16 protein-coding genes are annotated in these 16,264 nt (G+C 69.3%); 5 read left to right on the forward strand and 11 right to left on the reverse strand.

The annotated features are described in order from the left end of the window. Positions 1–50 precede the first annotated feature (50 nt). Positions 51–218, reverse strand: coding sequence for a hypothetical protein (locus tag ABCR94_RS31825; RefSeq protein ID WP_347124143.1), 168 nt, complete (start codon positions 216–218; stop codon positions 51–53). Next, the gene (locus ABCR94_RS31830) at positions 215–355 is read right to left on the reverse strand and encodes a hypothetical protein (protein ID WP_347124145.1); all 141 of its coding nucleotides are present in this window, start codon (positions 353–355) and stop codon (positions 215–217) included. Before ABCR94_RS31830 ends, ABCR94_RS31825 begins: the two co-directional genes overlap by 4 nt. 387 nt (positions 356–742) lie before the next feature. Here ABCR94_RS31830 and ABCR94_RS31835 point away from each other — a divergent pair, with 387 nt between their 5' ends. After that, positions 743–1,636, forward strand: a complete 894-nt coding sequence (locus ABCR94_RS31835; protein ID WP_347117916.1) for an IS982 family transposase — start codon at positions 743–745, stop codon at positions 1,634–1,636. Here ABCR94_RS31835 and ABCR94_RS31840 read toward each other — a convergent pair. From ABCR94_RS31840 to ABCR94_RS31885, 9 genes are all read right to left on the reverse strand, one after another. Then, positions 1,605–1,937, reverse strand: a complete 333-nt coding sequence (locus ABCR94_RS31840; protein WP_347124146.1) for a hypothetical protein — start codon at positions 1,935–1,937, stop codon at positions 1,605–1,607. The two genes, ABCR94_RS31835 and ABCR94_RS31840, sit on opposite strands and share 32 nt — an antisense overlap. Beyond that, the gene (locus tag ABCR94_RS31845; RefSeq protein WP_347124147.1) at positions 1,934–2,425 is read right to left on the reverse strand and encodes a tetratricopeptide repeat protein; all 492 of its coding nucleotides are present in this window, start codon (positions 2,423–2,425) and stop codon (positions 1,934–1,936) included. Before ABCR94_RS31845 ends, ABCR94_RS31840 begins: the two co-directional genes overlap by 4 nt. Then, the gene (locus ABCR94_RS31850) at positions 2,356–3,666 is read right to left on the reverse strand and encodes an AAA family ATPase (RefSeq protein ID WP_347124149.1); all 1,311 of its coding nucleotides are present in this window, start codon (positions 3,664–3,666) and stop codon (positions 2,356–2,358) included. Before ABCR94_RS31850 ends, ABCR94_RS31845 begins: the two co-directional genes overlap by 70 nt. Then, entirely contained in the window at positions 3,555–4,541 is a 987-nt protein-coding gene (locus ABCR94_RS31855) for a hypothetical protein (RefSeq protein WP_347124150.1), read from the reverse strand. Before ABCR94_RS31855 ends, ABCR94_RS31850 begins: the two co-directional genes overlap by 112 nt. After that, positions 4,538–5,962 carry an esterase/lipase family protein gene (locus ABCR94_RS31860; RefSeq protein ID WP_347124152.1) on the reverse strand — a complete coding sequence of 475 codons (1,425 nt, stop codon included), beginning with the start codon at positions 5,960–5,962 and terminating at the stop codon, positions 4,538–4,540. Before ABCR94_RS31860 ends, ABCR94_RS31855 begins: the two co-directional genes overlap by 4 nt. 604 nt (positions 5,963–6,566) lie before the next feature. Next, entirely contained in the window at positions 6,567–6,977 is a 411-nt protein-coding gene (locus ABCR94_RS31870) for a PIN domain nuclease (RefSeq protein WP_347124154.1), read from the reverse strand. Continuing rightward, positions 6,977–7,201, reverse strand: coding sequence for a type II toxin-antitoxin system VapB family antitoxin (locus ABCR94_RS31875; protein WP_347124155.1), 225 nt, complete (start codon positions 7,199–7,201; stop codon positions 6,977–6,979). The genes ABCR94_RS31870 and ABCR94_RS31875 overlap by 1 nt, the downstream gene beginning before the upstream one ends. 419 nt (positions 7,202–7,620) lie before the next feature. Next, positions 7,621–10,488, reverse strand: a complete 2,868-nt coding sequence (locus ABCR94_RS31880; RefSeq protein WP_347124157.1) for a hypothetical protein — start codon at positions 10,486–10,488, stop codon at positions 7,621–7,623. A gap of 255 nt (positions 10,489–10,743) precedes the next feature. Continuing rightward, on the reverse strand, positions 10,744–11,445 hold the full coding sequence (locus tag ABCR94_RS31885; RefSeq protein ID WP_347124354.1) for a FadR/GntR family transcriptional regulator: 702 nt from the start codon (positions 11,443–11,445) through the stop codon (positions 10,744–10,746). A 208-nt stretch (positions 11,446–11,653) separates the two neighbouring features. Here ABCR94_RS31885 and ABCR94_RS31890 point away from each other — a divergent pair, with 208 nt between their 5' ends. The 4 genes from ABCR94_RS31890 to ABCR94_RS31905 all read left to right on the forward strand — a co-directional run bounded on the left by ABCR94_RS31890 (position 11,654) and on the right by ABCR94_RS31905 (position 16,254). Next, entirely contained in the window at positions 11,654–12,718 is a 1,065-nt protein-coding gene (locus ABCR94_RS31890; protein WP_347124159.1) for a sugar ABC transporter substrate-binding protein, read from the forward strand. Then, a complete protein-coding gene (locus tag ABCR94_RS31895; protein ID WP_347124161.1) occupies positions 12,715–14,259 on the forward strand; it encodes a sugar ABC transporter ATP-binding protein in 1,545 nt (514 codons plus the stop codon). Before ABCR94_RS31890 ends, ABCR94_RS31895 begins: the two co-directional genes overlap by 4 nt. Positions 14,260–14,392: 133 nt before the next feature. Then, positions 14,393–15,352, forward strand: a complete 960-nt coding sequence (locus ABCR94_RS31900) for an ABC transporter permease (RefSeq protein WP_347124355.1) — start codon at positions 14,393–14,395, stop codon at positions 15,350–15,352. Between the two features lie 47 nt (positions 15,353–15,399). Next, entirely contained in the window at positions 15,400–16,254 is an 855-nt protein-coding gene (locus ABCR94_RS31905) for a fumarylacetoacetate hydrolase family protein (protein WP_347124162.1), read from the forward strand. Positions 16,255–16,264: the final 10 nt, after the last annotated feature.

The following is a 16,264-nucleotide window of genomic DNA, read 5'->3' on the forward strand; positions in this document are numbered from 1 at the left end:
CCGGGGAGGCCCACCGCCCCCAGGTGCCGGGGTGCTGAGGGCGGTGGGGGTCAGTGGGGCGACGACTTGTGGCAGTTGCACGCGCAGCGCAGTCGAATGGCGACGATGCCGCCGACCTTGATGTCTTTGTTGCCGTCGCATTCCCGGTGCTCGCCGATGCGGCACACTCCGGTCGTGTACGCCTCACTGCGCGCCTCGGCCCGGGTCCGGGCGTTCACTGCGTCTCACCCTCGTAGTGCGGCCACTCCTCGCGCGAGTAGGCATGGAAGTGGTCGCCCTCGTGTCCTTCGTGCTCGGTGCAGCGCGTCGGAGTGCCGGGCCCGGTGCCAGAGCCGGTGATGTCTGGGCTGCGCAATGCGACGGTGTCCGCGGCCACGCCGGCCGGCCGGTTGGCGTTCGAGACGCGTGACGATGCCGCGTCCCGCGCTCTGTACGCCGGTACGGGCACGGGCCCACGCCCTTCAGGCGGAGGTTGCGGCGCGTGCGGGACAGGGCGCCTGAGGAAGAGACGTGCCCGGCTTACGCATGCCGGTATGTCGAGCTGGGTCGCCTATAGGGGGTGCCCGCCTGCGCCGCCTGATGCGGTGTGGCCGGGGGTGGGCGCGAGTTGTCCGGTGGCGGTCAGGGCGAGGCGTGAGAACAGGGTGCCGGAGAACCCGAAAAGCAGTGCGACCGCTAGACGAGTCATTCCGAATGCTGACGGTGTGTCCGGGAACGCAGACAGGGCGTCCAAGATCGTTGTGTGACGAACAACCTAGACGCCCTGCTGACCGCACTTTACGTGAAGATCGACGACGAGATCGGAGGCACCCGGTGGCTGGGCAGACCGCCGCAGCTGACGGATTCCGAGCTTGTTTGCCTCGCCGTCGCACAGGCGCTGCTGGGCTTCACCTCGGAGTCGCGGTGGCTGCGGTTTGTGGACTCCCGTCTGGGGGCGATGTTCCCGTACGTGCCCAAGCAGCCGGGTTGGAACAAGCGGCTGAGGGCCGCGTTGCCGCTGGTCAAGAAGGCGATACGGCTGCTGGCAGTGGACACGGACTTCTGGTTCGACCCGCACTGGATCGTCGACTCCACGCCGGTGGAGTGCGGTCGCTCGCGTCCGACGGTGAAGCGGTCGGACATGGCCGGCTGGGCCGGTTACGGGTACTGCGCCAGCCACAGCCGGTTCTTCTGGGGCCTGCGCCTGTTCCTGGTCTGCACCCCGACCGGGATGCCGATCCTGTGGGCCCTGGCGAACCCGAAGATCGACGAGCGGGAGGTACTTACCGCGATGCTCGACCGTGAACCGGAGACGGTTACGGACCGTCCGGGATTGCTGGTGATCTCGGACAAGGGTTTCGCCTCCAAGGAGTTCGAAGCCGATCTGGCCTTGCGGGGCGCGGAGTTGTTGCGGCCGTCGTTCAAGCGCGAGAAGAAGCGCAGGGGCGAGAGCCTCCTCAAGTCGGTGAGACAGCTCATCGAGTCGGTCAACGACACCCTCAAAGGCCAGCTCGACCTGGAACAACACGGCGGGCGGACCTTCGAGGGCGTCGCTGTTCGCGTCGCCCAGCGCATCCTCGCGATGGCCGCAGCGATCTGGCACAACCACCAGACCCGCCAGCCGATCACACGGTCACTGATCGCTTACGACCACTGATCATTCGGAATGACTCGTCTAGGGCTATGGGTTGTGCCGGCGCACCCCATGAGTTGTCGAGGAACACCTCGCCGAGGAGGTTCAGTTCCGGGTCGGCGAGCATGCGGACCAGGAGCAGGCCGCCGACTGCGGCGAGGGCCCCGCCGACCGGGGCAAGGACCAGCACGCCCCAGGACGACGGGCGCTGAGAACGCATCACCCCGATGACCGGAGACAGGAAGCCACCCAGTGCTCCGACGAGCATCGTCAGCCGGTGGTCCAGTACGACGCCGATCAGCAGCGCCGCACCGAGCCCGGTCATGGCCAGCCACAGGGCGATGGCGCGCGGCGAAGTTGGACGGCTTCTTCGGCTGGGGCGAGGGCTTCGTCGCGCCGCCCGATTCCCGCGAGCCGGTTGGCGAGGTTGTTCAGCGAGCCGGCCAGGTTGGGGAGGTAGGCGGCGGGGTTGGCTTTGGCGAGCGCGCGGTAGACGGTGGCGGTTTCTTCGGCTGGGGCGAGGGCTTCGTCGCGGCGTCCGATTTCCGCGAGCTGGACGGCGAGGTTGTTCAGCGAGCCAGCCAGGTTGGGGAGGTAGGCGGCGGGGTTGGCTTCGGCGAGTCGCCGCAGCGCTGTGACGCCGGGTCCGCCGGCGGCGAGGGCGTGGTCGGGCAAGTGCCGCTGCAGGTAGGGGTTCGCCTGGTCTGGCTGGGTGCCCTCGGCGGTCTGTTGCAGTGTCAGGTCTACGAAGGAGCGGAGGATGGAAAGCGCGGCGGCCGGGCGGCTGTCCCGGGTGGCGGGCGCGTCCCGCATATGGCCGATGAGCTCGCGGTGGTAGAGCCGGTAGAGGCCTGGTGGCCGTCGCTGTCCTCGACGATGTAGCGGCCGTAGTGGTCCAGGAGCCAGTCGATGTCTGCAGGCCCGTAGACGGTTCTGTCCCGGCTGACTGCCTGGGCGGCCGTCTGCCAGACGCCGTGGGCGGGTATGCCGTTGCCCGCGGCCCAAGCGAGCGCGGTGAGCAGATCGCCTGCAGCGTGCGGCAGTTCACGGCCGTCACGTTGCAGGGCGGCGCCGGCGGCCAGATCGCGGGTCAGGGCGTCGGCGACGGTGGCCGGGATCTGCTCGCTCCACGGCCGGCCGGGAGCTGCGGTCAGGTCGCGGGCCAGCGCGGACGCGACGATCCGGGCGAACAGGAACCCGCCTTGGCTGCTGCCGGCCCGTTCGGCCAGAGCCGGGGCGATCTCATTCGCTGTCCCGCCGGGCAGCCCGTCGGCCAGTAGGCGCTTACCGATGTATTCGGTGATATCGCTGGTGGTGTCAGGCTGCTGGTCGAGGTCGAGGACCTTCACGGCAGCGCCCACGGCGCGGGTCAGCGCTGCGTCCAAGGTCTCGCCGGGTTCGAGGTGGGGCTGGAACGGCCGGTCCCGCGAGGCCAACAACACTGTGCACAGCCGACTCAGGGGCACCAGCAGTTGGTCGGCGATAGGCCCGGCCTGCCCGGGCGAGGCCTCGTCCAGGCCGTCCAGCACCAGCACATGGCGCCGCCCGCCTGTGGCTTCCAGTCCTTCCAGGGCGGCGATCAGGTCGGCGGGTGTCTTCGGCTCGGGCAGACCCAGCTTGTAGGCGAGCGCCGCGGCGATGTCCTGCGCTGCCATGCCCCGCAGGTGCAAGGCTGCGTCCACGCTCTTCTCACCGGGGTCCGGGTCGTCCTCCGACGGGGGCGCGTGCTCCATGACGGCGGCGCGTTCCTCCGGGTCGGAGAGGGCTGCGATGCGGCCGGCGACGGCGGACTTGCCCACCCCGGCGCTGCCGGTCAGCAGCAGCATCCCCGCCGAGCCTTCGGCGAGCCAGGCGGTGATCTCCGCCAGGGCGCGGCGCCGACCGGTGAAGAGCCAGCCCTCCTCGGTGGGGTCGATTCCCCGGGCTGCGAGCACCAGGTGTTTCACGAGCGCCTCGCCGGCGCGTGGGCGCCAGAGCGGGTTGCGGAAGATCGGGGCGGGTCGGCCGGTGGACGCCCGGACGGGGACCTGCCCGCTGTCGGGCCAGTCCTCCATGGGGCCAGGGCCAGTGCCTCCCCGGTGATGCCCTCGTTGCGCACGCTCCACTCGTGCCGGTACCGGCCACGCTTCTCGCAATCCCGTCCGCCGGCGGTCGCCAGGTGCTGTGCGCCGGTGCGGGCCGCACGCTCGGTACTGCTGGTGCCGGTGGTGCGGCTCGGGCCGTCGCGCAGCAGTCGCAGCACGGTCTCCAGGAGTAGGCCCCGGGCTCCGGTGGCCGGCTCGTGGGCCTGGCAGGCGGCGAGGATGCCGAGCCAGGCGGTGCGGGGTTCGGGCAGGGTGCGGTCCGCCCAGGCGGTCAGGGCTTCGTCGAGGGCGGCACGGGCTCCGGCGCCCGCGTGGCAGGTGTCAAGCAGGATCAGGATCTGATCGGCTCCGCTGGACAGGGCCAGGCTTGCGAGGTCTTCCGCGGTGTAGAACTGCCCGCGGGTGCGCAGGTTCTTGGTCTGCTGAGTGATCAGCTGAAGACCGCCGACAGCGGTGATCTCCGCGTGGCCGGACCAGGCGACCACGGCGGGCCCGTGGCCGCTGCGGCCCGACCAGGTTTCCGCCCACTGGCCGAGGCCGTCGACCACACCGCTCTGCCCGGGGTTGGCCAGGACCGTCTTGCTGTAGCCGAACGAGGCCAGGGCGTCGGCGAGTTCGTCCACCTGCTGCACCGCGCCGTTGAGCGGGAGGAAACGCGGATCCTGATACGAGTCGTACACGATCGCGAGGAATGTGCCCCCGACGGTCCCAGAGCCCTCCGTGGCGCTGTCGTCCCTGCCGCTGACGGCGTCGAGCCGATCACCCCCCGGTCCCGTGCTGCCCGACGCGCCGGCGGCCGCGCTCGGAGGCTGAGGGCCTGTGGGCACAGCGGGCCGGTCGGTCATACGTCGCCTCCGATGAGGGTCAGTGTGGTCACGGCGGTGTCCTTGTGGTCGCGCGAGGCATGGACAGCAACCCTGTACGCGCCCGGCCCGAGGTCGGGGAACGCACCCGCGTAGCGGCCGCCGCCGAGGTTGCCCAGCGTGCGCTGCTCGGAGACACCCTCGCCCGTCACGGTGGCCTGGACGGAGAGCTCTTCCGCCCCGTCGCGCTCGACGGCGACCTCGGCCTGCACCGGCAGCGGCTCGCCTGCGGTCAGGTAGTCCGGGACCCGCACGCTCAGCGGATAGGCGGCCACTGCGCCGCGGTAGACGCGGGGCGCCGGGGCGAGCCACTCGTACAGGTCCTCAAGGACGCCGGGGTGGCCCTTGATCGCGCCGTGGGTGGCGAACGAGGCCCGCACGGTTGTGTCGTCCATGGGGAGCTCGGCGGGGTACGCGGCAAACCGCGGCACCCGCCCGTCCCCGCCCTCGTCGTAGCCCTCGATGGTCTCGATCAGCCGCAGGCGCTCGCCTTCGACAACAGCGCTCGTCGCGGTGGGCTGCCGTACGCCGACCACCGGCAGGCACTGCCCACCCGTCCCGCCCCGCCGCACCCGGTCCAGGGCCGCGGCGCGGATCTCCGCGTGGAACCGCCCGGCGTCCTCCAGCAGCAGCGGAGCCACGCCGCGCAGTCCGCCGGCGATCTCCCTCGGATACCGCAGCCCACCAGGGGCCTCCAGACAGGCGTAGTCGGGGATGAGCTGGTGGCTGGACGGCAGACTGCGTCCGAAATCGGTCAGGTCCACGCCCAGCCGCTCTCCGCCGATCCGGTGCCCGTTGACCAGCGACCCCAACGCCCCGATCGACCCCCGGTGCGGGGTCCCCAGCGTGATCAGCTGCCGGACGACCTCCGCACCCCCCAGGCACTCCACGTAGTACCGGCCCACCAGCCCGCCCATCGAATGGCACACCAGCCGCACCTGGGCCTTCGCCCGATGGTCGGCCGACGCCCGCCACCGCCCCAACGCCTCGTCGACCCGGCCGGCCAGCAGCCGTGCGTTGTAGCGGCACGACAGCCGCCAGTCGTAGGCGAACTCGACGAGGTTCACCGGCACGTCCGGTCGGGCACCCGGCAGCGCACGGCGCAGTGTGAATGTACGTTCCAGCCAGCCGAGCAGGTCACTGTAGCCGTCGACCAGCGGCCACACTCCAGGCAGCGCATGCAGGGACGGGACGAGCCCGACCGGCACGACACCGTCCCCGGGATGCCCGTCACCGAGATCCTTCGGAAGCTGAAGGCCCTTCACCGAGCCGGCGAACGTCCTGATGCCCTGCCAGACTGCTCCGGCCGAGGCACCCCACACCTCACGACCGTCCACTGCCAGGCGGCTGCCCAGGATGCCCGGGACCACCACCAACAGGTCTTCGAGCGGCTCACGTCGCACTGTCCCCACCCCACTCCACCAGTGCCCCGCAGGGATGGTCCATGTCCCGCTGTGGACCGTCATCCCGCGTTGGATCCGAACCACCGGCAGGTGTCGGCGTGATACCTGCCAGACAGCCAGATATCCTAACCGTTAAGTCGGACAAATAGGTGCCCCGGTAAGGGTGTTGGGGCTCGGCGGTGTACGTCCCCCGGGACCTCTCCGTGACGGTTGTCGGGAGCCCTCGTCGTCCGAGGCCCGGACCGCGAGGTACTCGGCCAAGTCCCGCCCGGCGTAGGTGACCTGGCAGACCGCGGTGTTGTGGTGCATGCCGAGGGTGGCGGCGGACGGATCGGCAGCCAGCGGATAGCCCGACGGAGATGGACAGGCCGTTGCGGTCGACGGCACGATGGATTTCCGATCCGTTGTTGCCTTGAGCGGTCGGATTCGGTCCCGTCAGCTGCCGCCCTTTGACAGCCCGACGCTGACCGAGTCGATTGCGCATGGCGACCAGTCCAACTCGCCCTGAGCGCCCAGTTCGTCTAGAAGAAGCGGGGCGTAGTTGAGCTGGTGCGGTCCACCGGTCGGGTGGCATTTGCCGGGTGGCCCGACGGGGTCCCACCGCCTACTTCAAGTCGATCATTCGGGTTGGCTGGCCGGTGGTGAGGGCGATGGTCTCGAAGTCGCGGTCGTAGTGGAGCAGTGTCAGTCCGGCGCGTTCGGCGACGGCTGCCAGGAGAAGGTCGACGGGGCCGGCGCTGCGGTGTTCGCCCTTGGCGGTGAGCTGTTCCTGAATGGCGCGGGCGCGCTGGTAGATGCCGTCCGGCATGGGGCACCAGGCGAACCGGGTCAGCCGCTCCTGGACTACTTCGCGGTCCTTCGCGGAGCGGGCGGAGTAGAGCAGTTCCAGCTCGGTCAGGTCGCACAGGGCGACGAGGCCGGCTCCGATGCGGTGTTCCCAGTCTTCGGTGGTCTGGCGCAGCAGGAGGCGCGCGAGCGCCGACGTGTCGATGAGGTAGTCGGCGGCACTGCTCACTATGCGGGCCCACCTCGGTAGTTGCGCTTGTCGAGGAGGAGGTCGAGGTCGAGCGAACCGTCCTGGGCGAGCTCTTGCAGCTCGCGAAGGGCACGCAGGCGATGGTTGCGGTCGACGATCTCGCGCAGTGCGGTGTTGATGGTGTCGCGCTTGGTCGTGGTGCCGAGTTCCTTGGCGGCTGCCTCAAGTGCTTGGTCGTCGAGATCGATGACGGTTCGGCTCATGCTCTCCACCTCTCGGTATGCATCAGGTCGTGTATCAATATACATGATCAAATGTATAGTGGGTGTTCGCCCGACGGCATGAGGCCAGGGGCAGGCAGCATCTTCGGGCCCTCGGAATCGACGCACAACGATCTGGACCGGTACGCGTTCCACTCCCGGACCCGCAAGATCGCCGAGGACAGGATCGCGATTCTTGAGGCCATCCAGGAGGCGGACCCCTCATTCAGGGCGGCTGACGCGGTCGGCGAAATCGCCCACCAGCACGCGGAACGCGAGCGGGCAGCGGACGCCGAACGATGGGCATTTCGTGTCCGGAGGGTCATGTCCGGCAGTTCGGGCCCGATGGTTCGGGTCCGGGGAGTCAGGCTTTGGTGTGGTCGCAGGATGCCCGGTTCGTTGCCGTGCGCCGACGTCCGAGGCTATTCGGCCGCCGCTGCCGCGGCGCGGGTGCCGAGGTGGTGGCCGAGGGCGCGGTAGGCGTCGAACTGGGCGTGGTCGAACCACTGGTCGGTGGTGGCCTGGCGCGGGAAGGCCTTCTCCTGGAGTGCGTAGCTCAGCAGCTCGTACGGCACGTCCGGGGTCAGGCCGGCCTTTGCGACAATGATCGTCCCCTCGCGTGTGAGCCCGTCGCCGTCGCCGAAGTCGACCGCATCCGGGTAGAGGATGCTGCCAAGCAGGACGGAGTCAGCTGAGAGCCGGGCGTTGAGCACCGCCATCGGGTCCTCCGGGGCGAGTCTGTCGGCGCTGCCCGGTACGAGGCGGAGCGCCTCCTGCTGGTTGAACGTGATCTCGACACCCAGGTCCTCGTACGCGAGGGTGACTGCCTGGGCGAGGGTGGTGGCCAGCGGGGGCGAGTCCCCCGCGGAGTCGATCACGTAGATCGTCCGGCAGCGCAGGCGGAGGAGTTCGACGAGCCCCAGGTTGTCGAAGTGCCCGCCGTCGGTACACAGGAGCATGGGGCTCGTGTCGGAGTACCGGCCCAGGAGTTCCTGCAGCTGATACCGGAGCCGTCGCACCCGCGGCAGCCGGGGCGTGGTCCACAGCGGGCCCTTGCGCGCCACCTCCGCGAGGTATGCGGGGTTGGGCACCCACGTACCCAGGCGCAGGTTCGACAGGGTGAACAGTCTCTGTACGGCCGAAGTCTTGGTGCCCATCGCGGAGGCGAAGGCCGCTCCGGACACCGCCATCGCTGACTGCACGCTGAGGTCGCGCCGGATCAGGGGGTGGGCGGTCTGTTCCATGGTGGCGGTCTTCACCCAGCCGACGTCCGGCCCGCCGATGTAGTCCGAGGCGAAAGTGAAGGGGACGGCGGGCCGTCCCGGCGCGGTGCGGTTGCGGCCCGACAGGGCCGCGGACGCGGAGAAGATGACCTGAGGAAACCCCGCCACCCTCTTTGCGTGGGTGCTCAGCTTGGTGAGTTCACAGTTGTAGTCGTACGGGAGGCTGCCCACCGAGCCGTCCTTCAGCACCGCACGCCGCACCGCGAAGGCGCCGGCCAGCCGCTGCCGGTAGAACGGGTGGAGACTGAACGCGGTCTGGTCGAGCAGCACGGCCAGCAAGGCCAGAGCGCCGACCAGTCCGAGCTCAAGCCGCCAGTCCCAGCTGTGCGCCGAGACGGTGACCCAGAAGAGGATAAACAGGTAGACGAAGGCAAGCACGAGCAGCACCAGCCAGACCACGATCCGCACCACCCAGCCAGTGCCGACCGCCTTGAGGATCTTGTCGCTGTTCTTGGTGAAGAGGCCTGGCTTCCCGCCATCGGGCTTGACCTTCTCGTCCCGCCGGAAGCCCGCGGCGAAGAGCGCGCCCAGCCAGGTGAGCCCGGCCGCGATCGTCCCGAGGGCCGACACTCCCTCGCCGCTCTTCGGAATCACCATCCGGTCGTGGGTCAGCCAGGCCATGAGCCACAGCAGCGTGGGGATCAGCACCGCGTACGCGGTGACCGCCACTGCCAGCCAGACCACGGACTTCAAGACGTTGCGCAGCCACGCACGACGCGCCACGCCGGTGACGACCCTGCGGACGGCATCAATGACGGACACCGAGGCAGCGAGTGCCAAGAGTGCCACGACGGGGATCGTCACATGCTGGTGCAGGCGCAGCCCCGGGACGGGTGAGCGCGGGAGATCGGGGCCGAAGTCCGGACGCAGGCTCCGCAGGTCGATGACAGTCGGGAACAGACCGTACAACGCCTGGAGGAACTGGCCCATCACGATGAAGAGCAGCGTCAGCAGACCGAGGGAGACGAGCACGCCACGCAGCACCGTGCCGACGGCGCGCACTACTTCGCCGGGCCTGTCGGCGAGATACTTCGCGTGTCGGCGGATGTGGTCCTCTTCCGGGCTGCCCGGTGCGAAGGCGTCCGCAGGGGTGGCGAGGTTGGCCGGCCGCGTCGTGGATTCCGCGAGGTGCGGAGGCACTTGGTCGGTGATCGCCAGTTGGAAGGCCCCGGCGGTGTAGCCGCCACCCGACACGGACACCAGGTAGCGGGCCTGTTGCAGTACGCCGCCCTCGCGCAGGGCTTGGAGAGCGCCGAGCGTGACGGAGGCGGATCGGATCCCGCCGCCCGACACACAGATGCCCACCGCGGCCGCCTCGCGGCCGGGCAGGGGCATGGCCCGTGTCCGCCACCGTGACAGCGCGCTGTCCGCTTTTTGCTGTTCTGACGCCTGGGGAGCGGACCAGTCGGCCAGCGGTGTGGCCGGGTGGGGGGACGCGGAGGGAGCAATGATGTCCGCAGCACTTGCGACTGGGCCGGGCTTTTTGTCGACCCAGTGGGCGAACCGCACACGGCGCCGGCCGTTGGTGAAATCCCCGTCCTCGTCGCGCACCTTGGCCATCATGCCCATCCAGCCCAGCAGCCTGCGAGCGAGCAGGGTGAAGGCCACCCACATTGCCGCGCCGCCCAGCAGCACGGCCACCGGCCACTTGACCAGGGCAAAGCAGGACGCCAGCGTGAAGAAGACGTCGGGCTGCTTGCCGAGGCGGTCGAGCGCAAGCAGCAGGCACACGTTCTCGGCGTGGTCCACCACCATCAACACCGGGGTGGCGATCAGCCCCCGGAGGGCGAACCGGCGTGACAGCGGGCGGTAGAGATAGAGGACGCCGAATCCGAACACAGCCGCGACGATCAGGCCGTACCCCTGGATCAGCCACTTGCTGTCGTTGCGGATGGCCGCTTGGAGGTCCTTGACCATGTCCGCCGCGTGCTGGGACCGACAATTGTCCACCGTGCTATCGATGACTGTGAGGGCGCCCTTGAGGCCGCCCGCAAGCTGCAGTCTCACCTCACGGTTCCCGAGACATTCAGGCTGCCAGTGCGCATAGAGCCCGACAAGCACGCCTCCGGTGATCACTCCGAACGCGCACAGCAGCAAGCGGAACGTGGGGGCGCGCCAGAGTGCGCGGAGCCCGGCACTACGCCAGAACGAGGTCATTCACGGAGCGTAACTGCTGGGCTTCACCCTGTGATGGAGCTGTGCTCTGTGGATTGGCCTGGTGCGCCAGTGCTACGAGCCCTGGCGAGCGCACGCGCCGCCCCCTCAGTCGAGCTGCTCCCGCAGCCACTCCTCCACCGCCCCCACGTGCGCCGCCGCCGCCACCCGTGCCGCCTCCGGGTCGCGGGCTGCCAGGGCGTGGAAGATTCTGCGGTGCTCCTCGCGGGTCCGGACGAAGGCTCCGGTCTCCTGGTGGCCCCGGCGTACCCGGGCGCGGAACGTGCGTGAGGAGAGCCCGTCGATGATCGCCGCCAGGGCGTCGTTGCCGGCCGCGCGGGCGATCGTACGGTGGAAGGCCATGTCGGCGGCGAGGAACTCCTCCGCCTCCTCGGTGGCGTTCATGGCGGCCAGCTGCTTCTCGACCTCGGCCAGGTCCGCGTCGGTGATCCGGGCCGCGGCGAGCGCGGTCGCGCTGGACTCCAGGATGCGGCGGACCTCCAGGAGTTCCACGAGCCGGGGTTTGGGGGAGATCTCCGCGACGATCCCGAAGGTCTCCAGCAGGTCTACGGCCTCCAGCTGGGTGACGTAGATGCCCGAGCCGTGCCGCGCCTCCAACACCCCGAGCGTGGTCAGTGCGCGGACGGCCTCGCGCATCGAGCCGCGGGATATGCCCAGCTTTACGGCGAAGTCCCGTTCGGTGGGCAGACGTTGGCCCGGTACGAGAAGACCCCCGCCGATCATCGTCTTGATCTGTTCGATGGCACGCTGCGTCACCGAGCCCTTTTCGGGCGTTACGTCCTCCGTGATGCTCACTTCTGGCCCTCCCGGCGTTCGGTGTCGCGGCAGTCTAACCACGCAAGTCATCGGACCAATAGACCGGTTTTCTCGTGAAAATGGGCTCTGAGGGGTGTTGTAGGGGGTCAAAGGTCTGATAAATATTCGGCGCGGCCCGATTCGTGGCCCAATTCGGGACTGGCCGCGCACCCAACGCTTTCCTTCGGTGAGGAGCCGTGTGATGACTGGCAGGACAGTGGGGAACAGGACAAGAGCGGCACGCACGGTGGCCCTGGCGGCCTGTGCCTCGCTCGCGCTCACCGCGTGCGGCAGTACCAAGGACATACAGGCCGACACCGCCAAGGGGGACGGCAGCGGCAAGGTGGGTGTGATCCTTCCCCTGCTGACCTCGCCGTTCTGGCAGTCGTACAACGACTACGTGCCCAAGATGGCCAAGTCCGAGGACGTCGACGCGCTCAAGACCGTCAACTCCAACAGCGACCCGGCCCAGCAGATCACCGACATCAACAACCAGCTCAACCAGGGTGTGAAGGGGCTGGTCGTCGCTCCGCTCGACAGCGCCGCGATATCCGCCGGGCTCGACCAGGCCGAGCGTAAGGGCGTCCCCGTCGTCGCCGTCGACGTGGCCCCCGAAAAGGGCAAGGTCGCGATGATCGTGCGGGCCAACAACGTCTCGTACGGCGAGAAGGCCTGTGAATTCCTCGGCAAGACCGTCAAGAGCGGCAAGGTCGTCCAGATCATGGGTGACCTGGCCTCGGTCAACGGCCGGGAGCGCTCCGAGGCGTTCCGCGGGTGCGTCAAGAAGAACCATCCCAAGCTGAAGGTCCTGGAGATCCCGGCCAAGTGGGAGTCCGACGTGGCGGCTTCCAAGCTCGACACCCTGCTGAACGCGAACCCGGACATCAAGGGCATCTATATGCAGGCCGGCGGGGTGTACCTGGCGCCGACCCTCCAGACGCTCAAGAGCAAGAACCTGCTCAAGAAGGCCGGCACCCCGGGCCATATCGCGATCGTCTCCAACGACGGCATCCCGCAGGAGTTCGACGCGATCCGCAAGGGCGAGATCGACGCGACGATCTCGCAGCCCGCCGACACCTACGCGAAGTACGGCATGCACTACATCAGGGCGGCGATGGAGGGAAAGACCTTCAAGCCGGGCCCGACCAACCACGACTCCGTGATCGTCAAGCACCCCAACGGGATGCTTGAGGACCAGCTGCCCGCGCCGCTGGTCACCAAGGAGAACGTGGACGACCCCAAGCTGTGGGGCAACACGGTCAAGTGAGTACCGAAACCAGCCCCCGTACCGGACCCGGACCCGGCGCCGAACCCCGGGTCCCGCTCGTCGAGGCCGCCGGAATCACCAAGCGTTACGGTCCGACCACCGCGCTCCAGGACGGCCGGCTGACCGTCATGCCCGGTGAGTCCCACGCCCTGGTCGGCCGCAACGGCGCCGGCAAGTCCACCCTCGTCACCATCCTCACCGGCCTACAGGCGCCCGACGCAGGAACCGTCCTGTTCGACGGCGGGGCGGCGCCCGCGCTGTCCGACCGCGACGCGTGGCGCGCCAAGGTCGCCTGCGTCTACCAGAAGCCCACCGTCGTACCCGAGTTGACGGTCGCCGAGAACCTCTTCATCAACCGCCAGCCCCCCGGCCGCGGCGGCCTGATCAGCTGGCGCAAGCTGCGCGCCGAGGCCGCGCGGGTGCTTGAGACCTGGGACGTACGGGTCGACCCCGAGGCCCGGACCGCTGAACTCAAGGTCGAGGACCGGCAGATGGTCGAGATCGCCCGCGCCCTGTCCTTCGGTGCGCGCTTCATCGTCCTCGACGAGCCCACCGCCCAGCTCGACAACAAGGAGATCGAGCGGCTCTTCGCGCGGATGCGGGCCCTCCAGGAGTCCGGGGTGACGTTCTTGTTCATCTCGCACCACCTCCAGGAGGTGTACGAGGTGTGCCAGACCGTCACCGTGCTGCGCGACGCCCGCTGGATCGTCACCGCGCCCGTCGCCGAACTGCCGCGCGCCGCGCTGGTCGAGGCGATGGCGGGCGAGGCGGTGACGGCGGAGGAGAGCGCCGCGCGCGCCCATGTCCCCGACGACGCCCCGATACGGCTGAAGGTCACCGGGCTCGGCTCGGCGGCGTACCGGGACATCGGCCTGACCATCCGCGAGGGCGAGGTCGTCGGGCTCGCCGGCAGCAGCGGCAGCGGCAAGGTCGAGCTGGCCGAGACCCTCGCCGGGCTGTACGCCCCGGATGCGGGCAGCGCCGAACTCGACGGGAGGAAGCTGCCGTTCGGCGACGTACCGGCTGCGCTGAAGGCCGGGGTCGGCTGCGTGCCGCGCGACCGGCACGACCAGGGTCTCGTCTCCGGTATGAGCATCGGCGACAACGCCACGATGAGCGTCCTGGGGCGGCTCGGCCGGTACGGCTTCGTCGCCACCGCACGCAAGCGCGCCGAGGCCGCCCAGCTCATCGCCCGCCTCGACATCCACGCCGAGGGACCCGACCAGCCCGTGTCCGACCTGTCGGGCGGCAACGCCCAGAAGGTCGTCATGGCGCGGGCGCTCGCCTCCGAACCCCGGCTGCTCGTCCTCATCAACCCCACCGCGGGCGTCGACGTGCGGTCCAAGGAATCCCTGCTCGCGCGGATGGACAGCGCGCGCCAGGACGGCACGGCGGTTCTCGTCGTGTCCGACGAGATCGACGACCTGCGCCGCTGCGACCGGGTCCTGGTCCTCTTCCACGGCCGCGTTGTCGCCGACCATCCGGCCGGCTGGCACGACCACGAGCTGATCGCATCCATCGAAGGAGTAGACCGTGGCTGACACGACGGCCCCGTCGGCCTCGACGACCACCACCCCCGACCTGAAGAAGACGGGCGAGGCGGGCGAGACGGGCGAGACGGGCAGGACGGGGAAGGCTGGCGGCCGGGCGTCCAAGCCGACCGGCGCGCGTGATGTGCTGCTGAAGCGGGCCCGCGAACTCGCCCTCGTACCAGCGCTGTTGGTGCTGGTGATCTTCGGCTCACTGGTCAACGACACCTTCCTCACCCAGCGCAACATCATCTCGATCCTCGGCGCGTCCGCCGCGCTCGCCATGGTCGTGCTCGCCGAGGCGCTGGTGCTCATCACCGGCAAGTTCGACCTGTCGCTCGAATCGGTCGTCGGCATCGCCCCGGCCGTCGGCGCGCTGCTCGTACTGCCCGCCGCGCAGGCCGGGTTCGGTGTTGAACTCCCCGTCTTCGTCTGCATCCTGGCGATCGTCGTCATCGGCGCGCTCATCGGTGCCTTCAACGGCCTGCTGGTGGTGAAGCTCAAACTCAACGCGTTCATCGTGACGCTCGCCATGCTGATCGTGCTGCGCGGACTGCTCGTCGGCGCCACCGAGGGCAAGACTCTCTTCGGGATGCCCGACGCCTTCTACACGCTCGCCACCACCACTTTCCTCTCCGTCCCGCTGTCGGTGTGGCTCGCCGCGGTCTCCTTCGGCGTCGCGGGTTTCGTGCTCAAGTACCACCGGGTCGGCCGGGCACTGTTCGCGATCGGCGGCAACGCGGCCGCGGCGCGGGCCGCCGGTATCCGCGTCGAGCGGGTCATGCTCGGCGTGTTCGTCGTCGCGGGCGCGCTCGCCGCCGTCGGCGGTCTGATGCAGACCGGGTACGTCGGCGCGATCAACGCCAACCAGGGCCAGAACATGATCTTCACGGTGTTCGCCGCCGCCGTCATCGGCGGGATCAGCCTGGACGGCGGCAAGGGCACCATGTTCGGCGCGCTCACCGGCGTCCTGCTGCTCGGCGTCGTACAGAACCTGCTGACCCTCGCGCAAGTGCCGTCCTTCTGGATCCAGGCGATCTACGGCGGGATCATCCTCGTCGCCCTGATGATCGCGCGCGTCACCACCGGCCGGGCCCAGGACTGACCGCCGACCGACCGCCCCACCAGCTGAACCATCAGAGGAAATGTGCCATGAAATTTCAGCGACTCGGTGACGCCGGACAGGAGCGCCCCGCGCTCCTCGCCGACGACGGTCTGACGTACGACCTGTCCGCCATCACCTCCGACATCAACGGCGCCTTCCTCGCCGGTGACGGCGTCGAGCGGGTACGTACGGCGCTCGCCGCCAGCGAAGTGCCCCTGCTGGAGGGCGCGTCGGACCTGCGCGTCGGCGCGCCCGTCGCCCGCCCCGGCAAGGTCGTCTGCATCGGCCTCAACTACCGCGACCACGCCAAGGAGACCGGCGCCGCGATACCGCCGCGCCCCATCGTCTTCCTGAAGGACCCGGGCACGGTCGTCGGCCCGTACGACGACGTGCTCATCCCGCGCGGCTCCAGCCGCACCGACTGGGAGGTGGAGCTCGGCGTTGTCATCGGCCGCCGCGCCCGCTACCTGGAAGGAACCGTCGACGCCCTGGGGTGCATCGCGGGCTACGCCGTCAGCCACGATGTGTCCGAGCGCGAGTTCCAGCTGGACTTCTCCTCGCAGTGGGACATCGGCAAGTCCTGCGAGACGTTCAACCCGTTCGGCCCCTGGCTCGTCACCGCCGACGAGATCCCCGACCCGCAGGACCTGGCGCTCCACCTCGCCGTCAACGGCGAGCAGCGGCAGGACGGACACACCCGCAACATGATCTTGCAGGTGGCGGAGATTGTCGCGTACTTGAGCCAGTACATGGTGCTCGAACCGGGCGACGTCATCAACACCGGCACCCCCGCCGGAGTCGCGCTCGGCCTGCCAGGCACTCCCTATCTGCGCCCCGGCGACACCGTCGAGCTGTCCATCGACGGCCTCGGCAGCCAGCGCCAGACCTTCGACCGAGCGTGAGAGGCAGCCC

Source organism: Streptomyces changchenzhani (assembly GCF_039766235.1).
In the GTDB taxonomy this organism is placed as follows: Bacteria; Actinomycetota; Actinomycetes; order Streptomycetales; family Streptomycetaceae; genus Streptomyces.